Source organism: Paenibacillus sp. FSL M7-1414, from assembly GCF_038003195.1.
GTDB lineage: Bacteria > Bacillota > Bacilli > Paenibacillales > Paenibacillaceae > Paenibacillus > Paenibacillus amylolyticus.
The window spans coordinates 4,427,703-4,445,353 of sequence record NZ_JBBOOS010000001.1 but is presented as its reverse complement, the minus strand read 5'-3'; the positions used below and the strand labels follow the sequence as shown (position 1 = coordinate 4,445,353).

18 protein-coding genes and 1 riboswitch are annotated in these 17,651 nt (G+C 46.8%); of the genes, 17 read left to right on the top strand and 1 reads right to left on the bottom strand.

Features of this window, described 5'->3' with window-relative positions; translation table 11 throughout:
- Nucleotides 1-48: 48 nt before the first annotated feature.
- The 8 genes from fur to sigF all read left to right on the top strand — a co-directional run bounded on the left by fur (nt 49) and on the right by sigF (nt 5,982).
- The gene (gene fur, locus MHH92_RS19290) at nt 49-516 is read left to right on the top strand and encodes a ferric iron uptake transcriptional regulator (RefSeq protein WP_036607866.1); all 468 of its coding nucleotides are present in this window, start codon (nt 49-51) and stop codon (nt 514-516) included.
- A 158-nt stretch (nt 517-674) separates the two neighbouring features.
- A complete protein-coding gene (locus tag MHH92_RS19285) occupies nt 675-917 on the top strand; it encodes a DUF4227 family protein (protein ID WP_017687632.1) in 243 nt (80 codons plus the stop codon).
- A 75-nt stretch (nt 918-992) separates the two neighbouring features.
- Nucleotides 993-1,883: a tyrosine recombinase gene (locus tag MHH92_RS19280; protein WP_076327945.1), complete on the top strand. Its 891-nt coding sequence runs from the start codon at nt 993-995 to the stop codon at nt 1,881-1,883.
- 129 nt (nt 1,884-2,012) lie between these two features.
- Complete coding sequence (locus MHH92_RS19275) at nt 2,013-2,837, top strand: purine-nucleoside phosphorylase (RefSeq protein ID WP_036607861.1); 825 nt, start codon at nt 2,013-2,015, stop codon at nt 2,835-2,837.
- Nucleotides 2,838-3,086: 249 nt separating this feature from the next.
- Entirely contained in the window at nt 3,087-4,262 is a 1,176-nt protein-coding gene (locus MHH92_RS19270; RefSeq protein WP_091028867.1) for a D-alanyl-D-alanine carboxypeptidase family protein, read from the top strand.
- A gap of 144 nt (nt 4,263-4,406) precedes the next feature.
- The gene (gene spoIIAA / locus MHH92_RS19265; protein WP_017687636.1) at nt 4,407-4,760 is read left to right on the top strand and encodes an anti-sigma F factor antagonist; all 354 of its coding nucleotides are present in this window, start codon (nt 4,407-4,409) and stop codon (nt 4,758-4,760) included.
- Nucleotides 4,757-5,212: an anti-sigma F factor gene (gene spoIIAB, locus MHH92_RS19260; protein WP_036672324.1), complete on the top strand. Its 456-nt coding sequence runs from the start codon at nt 4,757-4,759 to the stop codon at nt 5,210-5,212. The genes spoIIAA and spoIIAB overlap by 4 nt, the downstream gene beginning before the upstream one ends.
- Before the next feature lie 14 nt (nt 5,213-5,226).
- Nucleotides 5,227-5,982, top strand: a complete 756-nt coding sequence (sigF, locus tag MHH92_RS19255) for an RNA polymerase sporulation sigma factor SigF (protein ID WP_036607856.1) — start codon at nt 5,227-5,229, stop codon at nt 5,980-5,982.
- Nucleotides 5,983-6,069: 87 nt separating this feature from the next.
- On the opposite strand, the gene MHH92_RS19250 is transcribed toward sigF, so the two are convergent.
- Nucleotides 6,070-6,999, bottom strand: a complete 930-nt coding sequence (locus MHH92_RS19250) for a DMT family transporter (protein WP_076327943.1) — start codon at nt 6,997-6,999, stop codon at nt 6,070-6,072.
- A gap of 108 nt (nt 7,000-7,107) precedes the next feature.
- Between MHH92_RS19250 and MHH92_RS19245 the strand changes: the two genes are divergently transcribed.
- The 9 genes from MHH92_RS19245 to ribE all read left to right on the top strand — a co-directional run bounded on the left by MHH92_RS19245 (nt 7,108) and on the right by ribE (nt 17,645).
- Nucleotides 7,108-8,016 (top strand): AraC family transcriptional regulator, encoded by a 909-nt coding sequence (locus tag MHH92_RS19245; protein ID WP_076327942.1) that lies wholly within the window; start codon nt 7,108-7,110, stop codon nt 8,014-8,016.
- 882 nt (nt 8,017-8,898) lie between these two features.
- Complete coding sequence (locus MHH92_RS19240; protein ID WP_339304832.1) at nt 8,899-9,555, top strand: stage V sporulation protein AA; 657 nt, start codon at nt 8,899-8,901, stop codon at nt 9,553-9,555.
- Nucleotides 9,536-9,964 carry a stage V sporulation protein AB gene (locus MHH92_RS19235; RefSeq protein WP_026080996.1) on the top strand — a complete coding sequence of 143 codons (429 nt, stop codon included), beginning with the start codon at nt 9,536-9,538 and terminating at the stop codon, nt 9,962-9,964. The genes MHH92_RS19240 and MHH92_RS19235 overlap by 20 nt, the downstream gene beginning before the upstream one ends.
- A 24-nt stretch (nt 9,965-9,988) precedes the next feature.
- Nucleotides 9,989-11,656 carry a spore germination protein gene (locus tag MHH92_RS19230; RefSeq protein WP_340905686.1) on the top strand — a complete coding sequence of 556 codons (1,668 nt, stop codon included), beginning with the start codon at nt 9,989-9,991 and terminating at the stop codon, nt 11,654-11,656.
- 103 nt (nt 11,657-11,759) lie between these two features.
- Entirely contained in the window at nt 11,760-13,091 is a 1,332-nt protein-coding gene (lysA, locus tag MHH92_RS19225) for a diaminopimelate decarboxylase (RefSeq protein ID WP_017687645.1), read from the top strand.
- 207 nt (nt 13,092-13,298) lie between these two features.
- Entirely contained in the window at nt 13,299-13,730 is a 432-nt protein-coding gene (locus MHH92_RS19220; protein WP_017687646.1) for a peptidylprolyl isomerase, read from the top strand.
- A 113-nt stretch (nt 13,731-13,843) separates the two neighbouring features.
- The gene (locus MHH92_RS19215; protein WP_340907706.1) at nt 13,844-15,151 is read left to right on the top strand and encodes a hypothetical protein; all 1,308 of its coding nucleotides are present in this window, start codon (nt 13,844-13,846) and stop codon (nt 15,149-15,151) included.
- A 168-nt stretch (nt 15,152-15,319) separates the two neighbouring features.
- A riboswitch (FMN riboswitch) is annotated at nt 15,320-15,488 on the top strand.
- Between the two features lie 323 nt (nt 15,489-15,811).
- Nucleotides 15,812-16,915, top strand: a complete 1,104-nt coding sequence (gene ribD / locus MHH92_RS19210) for a bifunctional diaminohydroxyphosphoribosylaminopyrimidine deaminase/5-amino-6-(5-phosphoribosylamino)uracil reductase RibD (RefSeq protein WP_036607842.1) — start codon at nt 15,812-15,814, stop codon at nt 16,913-16,915.
- 61 nt (nt 16,916-16,976) lie between these two features.
- Nucleotides 16,977-17,645 carry a riboflavin synthase gene (gene ribE / locus MHH92_RS19205; RefSeq protein ID WP_036607839.1) on the top strand — a complete coding sequence of 223 codons (669 nt, stop codon included), beginning with the start codon at nt 16,977-16,979 and terminating at the stop codon, nt 17,643-17,645.
- Nucleotides 17,646-17,651 lie beyond the last annotated feature (6 nt).

Sequence of the window (17,651 nt, the reverse complement as noted above, 5' to 3'; positions counted from 1 at the left end):
AGTGGGTTAAGTTGCAGTGTGCAGTGATTTCCTAGGGGGAGGGAGAAAATGGAAGCACGGATTGATAAAATTAAGCAGCAACTACAGTCCCAAGGATATAAATTAACGCCCCAGCGGGAAGCCACCTTAAGAGTACTTCTTGAGAATGAAGAAGATCATCTGAGCGCAGAAGATGTATTCATGCTCGTTAAAGAAAAGGCTCCCGAAATCGGTCTGGCAACCGTGTACCGTACCCTCGAACTGCTGAGTGAGCTGCATGTTGTAGAGAAAATCAACTTCGGCGACGGTGTAGCGCGTTATGATCTGCGCGGAGATACATCCAAGCATCACCATCATCACTTAATCTGTGTTCAATGCGGAAGTATGGATGAAATACGTGAAGACTGGCTTGGACCGCTTGAAGAGCGTTTGGAGCGGGAATTCAACTTTTCGGTAGTAGATCACCGACTGGACTTTCATGGAATTTGTTATCGTTGCAAAGCTAAAAATGAACAGAAACCCAAAGATGAAGAATAACATAGCATATCTTCAAGCTCTCACCGGCGGTTTTGACGGGAGAGCTTTTTTGGCACCGGACATGATCTGGAGTTTCCCCCGAATGGCATAAACCTGTGTTTATGGACATACCCTGATTCAAGGACAATACCGGATTCGAATCAGGAGGGGACGCGCCCATGATTATATCAGTGCGGAGAGGGCTCCGTTTTATTCGATTTATTATATTTTTTGCTGCATTAGTTTATCTGTTCTATCATGTTCTGGATCTGTTTAATGGCTGGATCTCACCTGTGGATCAGTATCAGATGCCGACTGGCAATGCAATCAAAGTATTTCAGGAAACGGATTGGCCGGGTAATGGAGAAGGACGTCCTACGATGGCAGAGCGTCTCCGTTTGTTCTATTGGTACGGGGAGTAGCTTCAAACAGCCAGGGATGCAAATACGGGAGCAGTCTGCCAGAGCGGCAGATCTGTCAGTTGAGGAGCGTTGTACATGAAACAGACGATACACGCCTACGCCTTATACTTGGAAGATGATAAAGGGATGTCGAGCAGCACGCTTGAATCGTATCTCCGAGACGTGGACAAGTTCATTGAATTTGCAGATAAGGAATATGGCATACGCGAAGCCGACCAGGTCAGACGTACACATGTCGTCCTGTTTGCAGGTCAGCTCAAACAGGCAGGACGTGCCAATGCAACCATTGCCCGCAGCATCGTATCTCTGCGCTCCTACTTTCATTTTTTGATGCGACGGGGTGATATTATACAGGACCCTACGTTTGATGTGGAAGCTCCCAAGGCGGACAAGACGCCACCACAGGTGTTAAGTATCCAAGAGATCGAACAACTGCTGACAGCGCCTGATACTCGTTCACCGCAGGGTGTGAGAGATCGAGCGATGCTTGAACTGTTATATGCTACAGGCATTAGGGTCTCGGAACTGATTGCCCTTGACATTCGGGATGTACAGCCAGGGATGCGCTTTATACGATGTGGTGGGGCGGGCAAGGAACGCATTCTTCCCATTGGTGCACCAGCTGCACATTGGGCAAGTGTATATGTGGAGGAATTCCGCAACAAGTTGTTCAAAACTGATTCGGACGAGCAGGCACTATTCGTGAATGTATCTGGCAGACGTTTAACCCGGCAGGGCTTCTGGAAGCTGCTCAAAAAAGCGGCGGTGGACGCAGGAATCTCGGAAGAAATTACGCCGCATACGCTGCGTCACTCCTTTGCAGCACACCTGATTGCCAATGGGGCGGATACACGTGCGGTTCAAGACATGCTGGGTCATGTGGAGCAGCCTGGACAACAATATGGCAATCATGGTCGCAAAACCATGAAAGAAATCTATGAAACCCATCATCCGAGGGCAAGATAGATTTTGACGCATGGCCTTCACAAATAAATGCGGAACATTGGGCCGATTTAGGATAAAATAAATTGAATACATCCAAACGCCGTTATACATAAGACGGATCGTTTCAACTCAAGGAGGAACATACATCGCATGACAGCATTAAACCAACAAATGATTTCGGAAGCAGCATCTTATATTCAAAGCAAAAGCTCCATCAAGCCGGAAGTCGGTTTGATTTTGGGTTCAGGTCTTGGCGTACTGGCAGAACTGATTGAAGATGGCGTAAGTATTGCTTATCAGGATATTCCGCATTTTCCAGTGTCCACAGTAGAAGGACATGAAGGTGAACTATTGGTCGGAACCATTAAAGGTCGTCCAGTCGTGATGATGAAAGGCCGTTTCCACATGTACGAAGGATATGGTCCGGAATTGACAGCTTTCCCGGTACGGGTTATGAAAGAACTGGGTGTAAGCAGCCTGCTTGTAACCAATGCTGCAGGCGGCGTGAATACGTCGTATGAAGCTGGAGACTTGATGCTGATCTCGGATCACTTGAATCTCACAGGCAAAAATCCACTGATCGGACCAAATGACGCTGCACTGGGCGTGCGTTTCCCCGATCTGTCCGAAGCATATAGCCGCCGTTTGCGTGCGCTGGCGAAGGATACGGCTGCATCACAAGGTTTTAACGTACGTGAAGGGGTATACGCAGGTATGCTCGGTCCGAACTATGAGACACCGGCAGAGATCAGAATGCTGCGTACATTGGGCGCAGACGCAGTGGGCATGTCCACTGTATCTGAAGTGATTGTGGCACGCCACGCGGGCCTGGAAGTACTCGGTATTTCCTGTATCAGCAACATGGCTGCTGGAATTCTGGACCAGCCGCTGTCACATGATGAGGTTATGGAGACGACGGAACGTGTGCGTGAGTCGTTCCTGGCGCTGGTAGTGGCAGTTATTCCACAAATGTAAGCAAGATTTGAGTAGATAAGGTTACCTCTTTAGATGAGAAATCATAGGGGGGTAACCTTTTTTTGTTGTGTTGAACGTACGGTTACTCATTCCTTGAGTACAGTGCGTTTTTTTGGCTATGACCACATTTTCAATAAAAGTTCGGGAAATCATGCTTTACATGGAATAATTTACTGGAAACGGGCCGACAATGATTAGCAGTACATGCATGGAACATGCAGTAAGCAAGTCATTTGAGGAGGTAACCTTGTGAAGAAAAGAATAATGGCATCGTTCATGACCCTTTGTATCCTGCTGTCCCTTTTGGCATCAACGGCATTAGCTGAAGAAACACCGAAGGCAGCGGGAGGAACTGACCTGGCGCCGTCGGCGCGCTCTGCGATCTTAATGGATGCAGATACGGGAACGGTCATTTATGAGAAAAACAGTCATGATCAACTGCCTCCGGCGAGCATTACAAAGATTATGACCATGCTGCTTACGATCGAAGCGATCGACTCGGGCAAGCTGAAGCTGACGGACAAAGTAAGAACAAGCGAATACGCAGCTTCCATGGGCGGTTCGCAGATCTTTCTGGAGCCTGGGGAAGAAATGACAGTTGATGATATGTTAAAAGGGATCGCGATGGCTTCGGGCAATGATGCCTCGGTAGCGATGGCTGAGAAGATCGCTGGCTCGGAAGAAGCCTTTGTACAGCTGATGAATGAGCGTGCGAAGGAGCTTGGCATGAAGGATACTCATTTTGCCAACTGTAACGGCCTCCCGGTCGATAATCATTATTCTTCCGCCCATGACATTGCCGTCATGAGCCGTGAACTGCTGAAACATTCCGGGATTACGAAGTACACCGGTGCATATCAGGATTACCTTCGCAAAGATACGGAAAAGCCATTCTGGCTGGTGAACACAAACAAGCTGGTTCGTTTTTATCAAGGGGCAGACGGTTTGAAAACAGGTTACACATCCGAAGCGAAATTCTGCTTGTCCGCAACAGCGTCCAAAGATGGACTGCGTGTCGTTTCCGTGGTACTTGGTGAACCAAATACTAAAACACGGAACAGCGAAGTATCTTCGATGTTTGACTATGCGTTCAGTCAATATACGATGAAGGCTCTCTATAAGGCAGGGGATCTGCTGGGTAGTCTGAAGATCGAAAAAGGTGAAGTTGCCGAATTGCCTCTGAATGCCACGCAAAATTATAGTGTGCTGATGCGCAAAGGAGCCAAATCCAACGACATCCGGCATGAATTGCTGGTTGCCAAAGAATTGAAAGCTCCGATCAAAGCCGGGCAAAGTATAGGTAAACTGGTTGTTTACCAGGGCAACGACGTCATTAAGGAGTTCGACATTCAGGCTCCGCAGGATGTGAATAAGGCTGGCTGGTGGAAGCTGTTCAAGCGGACAACGTCCAATCTGTTTGACTAAACGGCGATTTCCGCGAGTTGCACACATCCTTCGAACATATTTTGTAGTTAAATAGGGGTTTTCTTCTAGTTTTGTCGGGGGGCAGGAAAAGCCTTCGGAAGCGTAGAAATCCTTGTTCTAAGACAGGGAGGAGAGTGAGCAAACGTGAACTTGCATGTGGAAATGGAACACCATCGCGGGATTCTGATTGTACGATTATCCGGGGAGCTGGATCACCATACAGCTGACATGGTACGGATGCAGATGGATGAAGCCATCCAGCGGAGACAAAGCGAGCATCTCGTACTCAGCCTGAAAGATCTGCAATTTATGGATAGTTCAGGTCTGGGTGTCATTTTGGGAAGATACAAGCTCATTAAGAATAAAGGTGGCAAGATGGTGGTCTGTGACGTCAATTCGCCAGTGTACCGTTTGCTGGAAATGTCGGGGCTGTTTAAAATTATGCCGATATACGAAAATGAGGGAACTGCTCTCTCAGGTCTGGAGGTCGTCTCATGAATGAAGGAACAGGGACAAATTTCATGAATCTGCAATTCGCGGCCAAGTCAGAGAATGAGTCGTTTGCACGGGTAACCGTTGCTGCGTTTATCTCCCAGCTTGATCCAACGATGGACGAGCTCAGTGACCTGAAGACGGTCATTTCCGAAGCCGTGACCAACAGCATCATCCACGGATACAACAACAACTCCGAAGGTGTGGTGTCCATCCAGGCCGAGATTCGGGAAGACATGATTACAATCATCGTGGAAGACCGCGGTGAAGGAATCGAAGATCTTGAACTGGCCAAGCAGCCGCTATATACGTCCAAACCCGAACTTGAGCGGTCGGGCATGGGCTTCACCATTATGGAAAACTTTATGGATGAATTCGAAGTCAGCAGTGAGCCCGGCAGAGGCACCTCCATCAAGATGAAAAAAAGGATTGAATCCAAGAAAGCATTGTATAATTAGGGGTTGGTGTTCTTATGGATGCTGAAGTGAAACCATCTTCACAGACCTATTTGGACGATGCCGAGGTCAAACGGCTGATTGCGCTCAGTCAGTCGGGTGACCATGTCTCACGGGATACGCTGGTGAACTGCAACATCAGACTCGTCTGGTCCGTCGTACAGCGTTTTATGAACAGGGGATATGATCCGGAAGATCTGTTCCAGATTGGTTGTATCGGTCTGCTCAAGTCAGTGGACAAATTCGATCTCAGTTATGACGTGAAGTTTTCAACCTACGCGGTACCGATGATCATTGGAGAAATCCAGCGATTCCTGCGGGATGACGGTACCCTGAAGGTCAGTCGTTCACTGAAAGAGATGGCGAATAAAGTCCGCAAAAAAAGGGACGAACTGTCCAAACATCTGGATCGTTTGCCAACGATTAAGGAAGTTGCCGCAGAGCTGGGGGTAACCCCGGAGGAAGTTGTATTTGCCCAGGAAGCGAACAAACCACCGACCTCCATCCATGAGACCGTATTTGAAAATGACGGCGATCCCATTACATTAATGGATCAGATTGCCGACGAGTCTCAGGAACGTTGGTTTGACAAGCTGGCCCTGAACGAAGCCATCGGTGGTCTCAGCGAGCGGGAGCGGTTAATCGTTTATCTTAGGTATTACCGGGATCAGACCCAGTCCGAGGTAGCTAGCAGGTTGGGTATATCTCAGGTACAGGTATCACGTCTGGAGAAAAAAATACTGCAATCCATCCGCGACCAGATCGCGCAGTGATTTCGTGGGTTGCAACAACAATATTGGTGCATATACACCATTATACGACAACTAACAACCTTCTATCGCGCATTATGGCGAGGGAGGTTATTTGTTGTTAATACGGGGAGATCTCAAACGATTGGACTGCATGACCAGCATCATGCCAAGAATACATGCCATACCAATCCATTGATAGAATCCAAAAGGTTCATGGAGCCATATGACGGTTGTTCCAACAGCAGCAAGGGGCTCTGCACTCCCGAGCAGGCTAGTTTCCTGGGGTGTAAGACTTTTGAGACTCGCAATGTAAAACCAAAAAGCAATCATGGTTCCAAAAAGGATCGTAAATATCAAATAACCGTAGGTTTCAAGCGTGATGTTAGCAAAATTCATTTTCCAGGGCGGGTGAATAAAACTCATTCCCAAACCACCGATGATCATAGCCCAGCCGACCACAACAAGTGAATCGAACTTTTTAATCAGTCGCACGGCATACAGCGTATAAAATGCAGCTGAAACCCCAGATAACAGCCCCCATATCACTGCAAGCGAGGAGACAGATAACTGCGTAAGCGAGCCATTCGTGAGCAGGAGAAAACACCCACTGAGAGCCAGAACGGCGCATGCAAGGTCATTGCGTGTGAGGACAGACTGCTTACGGAGTGCGATGTAAATCATGATCATGACAGGGGACAGGTACTGTAGGAGTGTAGCCACCGCTGAATTGCCGTGTTTAATGGATGCCATGTACGTATACTGAACGGCAAGCATGCCCACCAATCCAAAAATGATCATCTGCCCAGCGGTTTTTTTATTTCTCCATACATCAAAAATCTGAAATCTTCCATTTGTAAACGATTGAATAACCAGTAATAGTAACCCAGCAATCAACAATCGTACAGTGACATACCAATTGACCTCAATTCCATCCAGCTGAAACAATTTTTGAGATACCGTCCCCCCAATGCCCCAGCAGATGGCTCCCGTCAGAACGAGCACGATGCCTGAAATTTTGGATTTTGCAGAAGTTGTCATTCTTGTTCGCCTCACCTTAAATATAAGAATAGTGTTATATTAAAGAGAAATACGATACATTTATATCAATATTACACTTAAAAATATAACTATATTGAGATGAGGGCCATGCAGAAGATCGAATTTATCATTGATCAACATTTGAAAGAAATGACGCAACACCGTACCGATACATTATCTATAGCCTGTTATGAGACAACCATTGTTCAAAATGTTCACGGACATATTCCTCTCCACTGGCATGATGAATTGCAGTTTGTTGCCGTTCTTCAGGGTAAGGCGTTGTTCCATATCAACGATCAAAAGATGATTTTGTCCAAAGGTGACGGGGTTTTTATCAACAGTGGAATAATGCATATGGCCGAAGATCACGGGGTGAGCGAGAACTGCATTTATTTATGTCTGAATTTGTCCCCACACGTTATCATGCCTGCGGATTTGTATATAAAGTACGTACATCCATATGTAACAGCAACTAATTTGCCTTTTTTGTATATCGAAAGAGCTAACGCTTGGGGAGAACAGATCCTGGATGTTATTTCACGGATTAGAAAAGAGTTAGTGCACCAAGTTCCTTTTTACGAAGTGAATGTTGCTTCTGCGGTGCTTAATATGTGGAAACTGCTGATTATGAACGGATATTCTCTAGAACATGATCCATCAGAGGTGAGCAGAAACAATCGAATGAAAGACATGTTGCAATGGATTAATCTCAACTATGCCGATCCAATTAAGTTGGAAGATATTGCAAAGGCGGGACAGTTAAGTCGATCGGAGACATGCCGTTATTTCAAGCAAATCCTGAAAACCACACCCATGCAATATGTGATAGAGTACCGCATCCAAAGAAGCATTGAACTATTGCAATCCTCCAAGCGTAGCATCACCCAAATTGCCTATGAGGTTGGTTTTAACAGCACGAGTTATTACATTAACCAATTCCGCAAAACAATGAATTCAACCCCTTTACGATTTAGAAGGGAATTGAACAAAAGAGACAAAGAAAATAATTCTTGAGATAATGTTTATGATCGGTAAGTCTATCAACCAATCCCAAAGAGTCGCCCATACGGCGACTTTTTTGATATGTAAAATAATGCTTCACACTCAGTTTCGCCTCAAATCCCCAAATTTCTAAAATTAATATCCAGAAGCTACCTTCACAAGTCATAGAATTTTGCACAAAATACCCCCTCAAAGCTCATCTTTCAATTCCCTTCCTGCCTACTCCCCCCAGCATGTTTATTTCAAACGTTTGGAAACGGAGGACGAGGGGGAGCGGAGGGATGGAATCGGTCAAAAGAAGCGAAGCGTGAGGGCTCATCTAAGGATACACAAGCAACGCAGGCGGCAGATTAGACCTGAAGAAGCGAAGCGTGCGCCTTTGTCTCCAAATTTCTACAAAGTTGTAGTCTATGTTGTATTCAGAAGATAACTTCAGGAGTCATAGAATTTTGAGCCAAATACCCCCCAAAAAGCTCTTCTTTTAATTCCCTTCCTGCCACCTCCCCAGCATATTTATTTCAAACGTTTGGAAACGGGAGGACGATGGGCAGCGGAGGGATGGAATCGGTCAAAAGGAGCGAAGCGTGAGGGCTCACCTAAGGATACATAAGCAACGCAGGCGGCAGATTAGACCTGAAGAAGCGAAGCGTTCGCCTTTGTCTCCAAATTTCTAACACTTAGAAATCAATAAAAAGAATTTGGAGACAACAGCGATCAGAAGGTTGGTCTGCCGTCGTAGTGTCTGCGTGTATCCTCCCCCCGAGCAACAGCGACCAATGACCGATCCATCCCGCAGCGCCAACTCAGCCTTCCACCTTTTTTCCAACCCGTTTGTAATAAATTTGCACATTCTTCAAATACTAACCTAAATTACGCAGTAAAGGAGTGCTATGGATGTCCCAGACACCCACTCCAATGGTCTATATTCGTCTGCGCAGCCGTATTCGCATCCAGAGGGGCAGAGCAGTCAAGCTTGGAGACATTGCACATGTACTGACCTCTTCTGAAGACCAGGAGGGCAGGCTACTGGAGCTTGAACTGCTGCGCCCTGGACCGGAGGATGGCAATCTGATCCTCATTGATATATTGCAGATTATTCCCCGAATTCGGCACATCTTGCCGGAGGTAACTGTGGAACTGATGGGATCAGGTCATACGTTGGTTGAAGTCATTGCGGGAAATGGTCAACCTTCCAGGTCCCTGTTCATTCTGGTTTGGCTGCTGCTGTTCTTTGGTTCAGCCTTAACCATCATGAATTTTCATGCCGATGTGAACATGCAGGAAGTACAGATTCGAATTGTGGAGATGCTTACTGGGCATCGGGACGAACATCCCTATCTGTTCCAAGTGGCGTATTCCATTGGCATTGGATTTGGAATGGCAGTATTTTTTAATCATTTGTTCAAGAAAAAGTGGAATGAGGAACCTACCCCGCTGGAAGTGGAGATGTTCCTATACCAGCAAAATGTAGATAAGTATGTGGTGATTGAAGAGAGCGAACGGATGCACGAGCAGGAACGCAGGGAGATGAATGCGGATGAGCGTTCTTAATGGAGCAATCAGCATTGTATTGGGTATTGCAGGGGGAATTGCCGTAGGGAGCGGCGTAATTGCGCTCATTCTGGTGCTCGATATGATTCCCAGGTTGGCTCAACTTACGCAATCGTATGACAAGACTCACTGGTACGAAGGGGCGCTAATAGGTGGTTCACTGCTCGGGACGGTGGCGGACTTCTGGCACTGGAAAATGCATGGGGTGCTGTTGCTCAGCCCGATTGTTGGTTTGTTCTGTGGCGTGTTCATCGGTCTGCTGGCCGCGGCGCTCACTGAGGTACTCAATGTACTGCCCGTATTAGCCAAACGATTGGGCATGAAACCTTATTTGTTTGGATTACTGCTCGCCATGATTTTGGGCAAAATGACAGGTTCCCTGTTTGATTTTTTTATATATCAGCGGTAACTCGTGGCCATAGGAGGATGGAAGATGGATGAACGAACGGAGCACACAGGCCAGGAAAATAGTGAAGGTATAACGGAAGAGATGTTACACAAGTCTGCTTATGAGATTCAGAAGGAAGAAGAGGAGAAAGCGTACAATAAGAAAAAACAAAATGAGATGTCCGACAGCATTGAGGAATCCGTACAATATTGGCAGGAAAACGATGACATCTCCCCACGCATGAGTGAGAACAAATATACGCTGCAACAGGTATTGGGGCTTGGAGAATCGTTCGACGTGAATATGAGGGAAATGGTCCTGGGTGGCAAGCACGTTGGATTGCTGATGATCACGGGCTTCGCCAAGGATGAGATTTTGCTTGAAGTGTTGAAAAGACTGACCTATCTCACGCCGGATGACGTCTCCGGACATGCACTCAAATCCTATTTTGAATGTTACATTCCCCATATTCAGGTGGAAAAAGTCGAGAAGATGAGTGCGGTCATCAACAAGGTTCTTACCGGGATGAGTGCAATGTTCGTTGAAGGGGACCGCTCGGTCTTAATTATGGATACCCGGAGTTATCCGGTACGTTCACCCGAAGAACCTTCATTGGAAAGGGTCGTCCGAGGTTCCAGAGACGGCTTTACCGAAACACTCCTGACCAATGTGACCCTGGTGCGGCGCAGAATACGCGACCCTGGCCTGAAGTTTGAGATCATGCAGGTGGGGCGGAGAACACAAACCGACGTCTGCGTGGTGTACATTGACGATATTGTGGATAAAGTGCAGGTAGATTCCGTTCGTGAAAAAATACAGCGAGTGGATATCGATGGTATTCCCGCAGCCGACAAGCAGCTGGAAGAAGCGATTATCAACAAGGGTTGGAATCCGTTCCCACTCGTTCGTTATTCGGAACGACCAGATGTTACAGCTTCCCATTTACTGGAAGGGAGAGTTGTTATTTTTGTAGACACTTCCCCGAGTGTGATGATTCTGCCTACGACCTTCTTCGATCTGTGTGAACATGCGGAGGAGAACAGACAGACGGCATTGATGGGGACGTATTTACGATGGGTGCGTTTTGCCGGGATTCTCATATCGTTATTTTTGCTACCACTATGGCTTCTCATGGTTATTGACCCTTCGATTAAACCGATGGGACTTGACTTCATTGGTCCGCAGGAAAATGTAAAGTTACCGCTGATTCTACAGTTTCTACTGATCGAACTGGGCGTCGATTTATTACGTATGGCAGCGGTTCATACGCCTACACCTCTGGCATCGGCCATGGGCTTAATCGCGGCAATTCTAGTCGGGGATATCGCCGTCAAAACAGGATATTTTGTCAATGAGGTTGTACTCTATATGGCTATCGCAGCTATCGGAATGTTTGCCACGCCGAGTTACGAGCTTGGACTTGCCAACAGGCTAGTCAGGTTGGTTCTGTTAATTGCTGTTGCGATATTCAAGGTTCCGGGATTGGTAGTAGGCTGTACATTGCTCATATTGGCACTCACCGTTCACAGGTCGTACAATTCTTCGTATCTCTGGCCTTTTATACCGTTTAATGCAAAGGCCCTGGGCAACTTTTTATTCCGGCTTCCGCTGCTGGAAAATAAAAAACGTCCATCATTCAACAAAACACGTGACAACACCAAAATGTCCGATGATCCGGACGGCGAACTGCGAAAAAGTAAAAAACACAAATGATCTGCCGAAAAATCCATTCATCTCGCTGCCTAATTTGGTATACTGGTGTAAAATCATTGGAATAGCAACTGTTCCAGTATATAAAAAGTGAGGAATGCAGATTATGTATTTACATGGTACAAGTAAAATAAATGCGCAAGGACATCTGGAGATTGGCGGAGTCGATGCAACAGATCTGAAAGAACAATTTGGAACTCCCCTGTACGTTGTGGACGAGCAATTGGTTCGCGAGCGTTGCAGAGAGTACATGGAAGCATTCCGTGCTTCCGGATTGGGCTTCCAGGTTGCTTACGCAAGTAAAGCATTTTGTGTAATGGCGATGTGTGCCCTTGCAGCTGAAGAAGGACTTTCACTAGATGTTGTATCGGATGGTGAACTGTTTACTGCACTGCAAGCAGGATTCCCGGCTGAGCGCATTCACTTCCACGGTAACAACAAAACGCTGGAAGAGATCGAAATGGCTCTTGATGCAGAGATTGGATGCTTTGTTGTTGATAACTTCAATGAATTGCATCTGTTGCAGGCTGTAGCAGCGGACAAAAATCGTAAAGTAAACATTTTGCTTCGTGTGACGCCTGGTGTTGAGGCACATACGCATGAATATATTTCCACAGGTCAAACGGATTCCAAATTTGGATTTGATATCGGTAATGGTACAGCATTTGAAGCAATTGACTTGGCTTCCAAGCAGTCTAACTTGGTATTGCTCGGTGTGCATTCCCACATCGGTTCCCAGATCTTCGAAGTTGAAGGCTTCCAGATGGCTGTTCAACGTGTTGCTGAATTTGCAGCAAGTGTATATGAGCGTCTTAATGTTGCTTTCAAAGTGGTTAACCTTGGTGGTGGATTCGGAATCCGTTATATCGACGGAGATACGCCACTTGAAGTTGCGCAATATGTGAAGGCTATTACAGATGCCGTTAAAAATCATTTTGCTCAAATCGGCTATGCCGTACCTGAGATCTGGGTTGAGCCAGGCCGCAGCATCGTAGGTGAAGCGGGAACAACGCTGTATACCGTTGGAACAAGCAAAGACATTCCAGGCGTGCGTAAATACGTTGCCGTTGATGGTGGTATGACCGATAACCCACGTCCTGCTTTGTATGAATCCAAGTACGAAGCCGTGCTTGCGAATCGTGCGAATGAGGCTGCTCAGGAAACGGTATCTGTTGCGGGTAAATGCTGCGAGAGTGGCGATATGTTGATCTGGGATCTGGATCTGCCAAAAGTAGAAAGCGGCGATCTGCTCGCTGTAGCTTGCACAGGTGCGTATAACTACTCCATGGCGAGCAACTACAACCGGATTCGTCGTCCGGCCGTTGTATTTGTCAAAGACGGTCAAGGAGATGTCGTGGTACGCCGTGAGACGTATCAAGATATCATCCAGAATGACCTGGTACCAGCGCGCATTGGAAAACAGCCAGTCACTCGCTAATTCGTTTTACAGTTGAAGCAGATGAAAAGGGAACTTCCTTTTTCGTCTGCTTTTTACGTATTTGAGCTAAATCATGAAAAAAGTTGCCGTTTTTTTTGCGATCCAGACATTTTCGGTGTACACTAAGAAAAGTGCTGTAATGCTTGGCCCAGGGTCATGCGTTCTGGCACCATTAACGATGGTCAATACGAAAGGAGTCATTTACATATGGCGAAACAAGCGAAAATTAAATTGGCAAACGGCGGAGAAGTTCTGATCGATCTGTTCGATCAAGAAGCTCCAAACACAGTAGCAAACTTTGAGAAACTGGCTAACTCCGGTTTCTACAATGGTCTTACATTCCACCGCGTTATCCCGGGCTTTGTAGCTCAAGGCGGATGCCCTAACGGTAGCGGTGCAGGTGGCCCAGGTTACACAATCAACTGTGAAATTAACCCTAACAAACATGAGCGCGGAACACTTGCTATGGCACATGCTGGCCGTAACACAGGTGGAAGCCAGTTCTACATCTGCTACCAACCGCAGCCACATTTGGATGGACAACATACGGTATTTGGTAAAGTAACTAAAGGTATGGAGTTCGTGGATGCTTTAGAAGGTAAAGACAAAATGGAAACTGTTGAAGTTGTAGAAGCTTAATACCTTCACCTTAACTGGATCCAAACATGAAGTGCTTCTTTTATAGAAGCACTTTTTTTATTTTTTTACATACTTGAAATCGATAATTAGAAAGGATGAATAAAACCTTGGATATGGTTACTCAGCTAAGCTTGTTAAAACAAATTTATAGTGAGCGCACGTTGTGGGATGAAGAACTGCAGGCATCGCGACATGTCGTTCCGGATAGTCTATCGGTAAAGGATCGAGAAGCGCTTGAGGCAGCCGGGCATGAACCGAATCGATTTGTACGTCCGCAACATGATGAAACCATTACTGAGCTGAAAAAAGTTGCGAATCAATGGACGATCAATGATGCAGCGCAGGCTTTTGTATCCTCTTTGTGGTCAGCACCCATGATCTGGCGCTCGTTGCTTACGGGCAAGCTTGTTGCGAGCAGTATGCCCAGTCATGAACATACGCCATATCCATCTTCGAACACTTGCAAGATCTGCGGATTAAGTGTAGATCAAGCAACCGACACAACGCTACAATGGTATTGGCGGATGACCAATGGAACTCCGTTGGACGGTGATCCTTTTGGATATGTGTTGGCACTTCGAGAGCTGGCTGCCGCGCAGGAGATTCCAATACCCAATGATTACGACCGCTGGACATTCCGTGCGGTGTTAACGGTGCTGCGCGAATTACCTCCCAAAACACGTTACAGCAAGGCAGCAGTAGCGCTCAAGAAGGAACGTCTTTTGCCTACACAGAAGGAATATGCCTACCGTGATTTGCTTGAGACGTTAGCTCTGATTGGCATATTGGATACGCCGGAACATCCTGGAATGATCACGGAATTCACCTCTTACATGCAGCGTGACTCACGCCCCAATGTGCGGGTTGAAGTGCAGGCCCCTCTGGCGTGGTGGGACTCATCTGTCGGAATTAATGAGAACAACCTGAACAAGATATTTCATGATTTTGATCTGAATAACATATCACTTGCGGATAAGCCTGATGAGAGTCCAGCTGTAAAGGACACGATCTTAGGGGCATTGGAGAAGAAGAGAAGTGTTCGCGGAAAAGTGCCAAAGGCATCTCCAGATGCAGGTACCGGGGAGGTACAGTCTGGAGATGTGTATGCTGTTCGGGTCCGGGAAGGCGTATGGGTGACTGTATACTGTCATGAAGTCAGAGACAAGCGCGTCATCGTCGAATATCTGGATGGTGTCTTTCCAGAGATGCCGGGAAAAGCAGATTTGCATGGGACGTTTCGACCGAGAGCGAATGGACGCTGGAAATGCTCGGCTATTGCGATCGATTCCACAAGTTGGGTCAGAAGGGTGGCAAGAGAGTTCCCGCTTCCGACTTCGCCCCTGCAAGAACCTGACCGAACTCCATTTCATAACGCCAAAGAATTAAAGCATATGGCGAGCTGGTGTTTTCCTGATATGTAGAATGATACGATGGATGTGAAATGTGCCTCCAAGCAAAAACCGTGCCTCCTTGAGAGGAAGCGGTTTTTTGTTGTTTTTTAGCTTATTAAAAGTTAGTATGTGACAAAAAGGAACAAAAAACAATTGATTTTTTGGCATTAAAGTGCTAACATCCAAGTAATAACGAAAGCAATCCTTCAGGGCAGGGTGCAATTCCCTACCGGCGGTGATGCAGGAAGTGTAAGGACCTATGTGTCCAGCACTTGATGCAAAGTCCGTGACCTGTCTGCCTGTGGCAGATGGCTGATCTGGTGTAATTCCAGAACCGACAGTATAGTCTGGATGGGAGAAGGAGAGGTGCAGACCTAACAGGTTTGCATTCAGCAGGAGTATTGCTGCACAGTCACGATTTGTGATGTCTTGCACTGTGCAGGGAAGATCCGGTTACGCCGGACAGTTCCATACATATGCCGCACTATAAATGCTCTTTACCTGTAATTGATGTTCATTAAGGTATGTGTCTATTTTCACTTGCCCGAAATGAAGTTTTGGGCAAAGTGTTGGCGTGCTGTATCCATTTCACTCCTGCTGGTGACATTTGTCTCTCATCATCCCCATCGAACTGATTGTTCGACGGGGATTTTTTAATAAACAAGACTTTAAACCGCGGGGTGAACGGATTTGGAAATGATCAATGATGAATTTTATATGGCACTTGCATTGGATATGGCGGAACGAGCACAGGGACAGACTGGGATTAATCCGGTCGTTGGATGTGTAGTTGTGAAAGAGGGTCGTATTGTAGGCCTGGGAAGCCATCTGAAACGTGGAACCGGTCATGCAGAGGTGCATGCACTTAACATGGCAGGCAGTGATGCAGAAGGAAGTACGGTATACGTTACACTTGAGCCTTGTAGTCATTATGGCAAGACGCCACCTTGTAGTGAACGCCTGATTCATGAAAAGGTGAAACGTGTTGTGGTATGTTGTGAAGATCCAAATCCGCAAGTATCCGGCAGGGGCATAAGCATGCTTCGTCAACAAGGCATTGAAGTTGAAGTTGGCGTACTGCGTGAGCGTGGAAGACGCATGAATGAAAAATTCATTAAGTTTATTACAACGGGTCTACCTTTTGTGACGTTGAAGACAGCTACAACTTTGGATGGGAAAATTGCTACTCGCAGCGGAGACAGCAAGTGGATCTCCAACGAGCCTGCTCGTGAGATTGTGCATGCCCTTCGTCATCGTCACCAGGGAATTATGGTTGGCGTCGACACGGTAATCGCCGATAATCCGGAACTTACAACCCGTTTGCAAGTCGAAGGCATTAGTCCAGTGCGCATTGTAGTGGATTCCAAGTTACGTCTCCCCGTAGGTGCCAAAATGGTTAAGGATGGTCTTGCTCCAACATGGGTGCTGACAACAGACGAAGCCAGTCCTGAAGCTGCTGAACGTTTGGAAGCCTACGGCGTCGAGATTATACGCTGTGGTCCTGGACCACGTGTGGATCTGTTAAACGGACTTAGCAAGTTGGGTGAGCGTGACATTGGTTCAATTTTGCTTGAAGGTGGAGGCACCTTGAATGGAGCCATGCTGGAGGCAAGGTTGGTCGATCGACTGCTCATGTTTATCGCTCCGAAGATTGTAGGCGGTTATGATACTCCTGGAAGCTTTCGCTTCGAGGGTGTGGAACGTATGAATCAGGCGATTCAATTGAATCAGTTGGAGATCGAACAAGTTGGAGATAATATCAGCATTGGCGGTATTCCGGTGTGGCCTGAATAAATAAATGGATTTGAAAGTAGAAAGTTAGGTTCTTTATAACTTGAAAAAGGGAGGCGGCAGCATGTTTACCGGTTTGGTGGAAGAAGTCGGTCAGATCCGGCGTATTGGTCGGAAAGGCGAAGCGATGGTCCTGAATATCGGAGCTTCCGCCATCATGGACGATCTGAAGATTGGTGATAGTGTAGCAGTGAACGGCGTGTGCTTAACTGCGACAACGCTCGAAGGTGGAGGTTTTACCGCCGATGTAATGCCTGAAACCTATCGCCATACCAATCTCAGTCAGCTGCAATCTGGCAGTAAAGTTAATCTGGAGCGGGCCATGCAATCAGGCGGTCGTTTTGGCGGACATATCGTTCAGGGCCATGTTGATGGTACTGGAGTGATTGGCAGTATAACACGTGATCAGAATGCAATTGTGTTTGAGATCAAGCCTGATGATCACCAGTTATTCAAATATCTGATCCCCAAAGGATCGGTTACACTGGATGGCATTAGCTTGACCGTTGTCCATACATCGGATACCGCATTCACGGTTTCCATTATCCCGCATACCATTGGTGAAACTGTACTAAATGTGAAAAAGACAGGGGATACCATTAATATCGAATGCGATATTTTGGGCAAATATGTGGATCATCTGCTCCAGTATGGGAGAGGACATCGGGAGACAGGTGCTGGCAAGCCGCGCAGTATCAGTGAAGATTTTCTCTCCAATCACGGATTTGCATAAATAGAG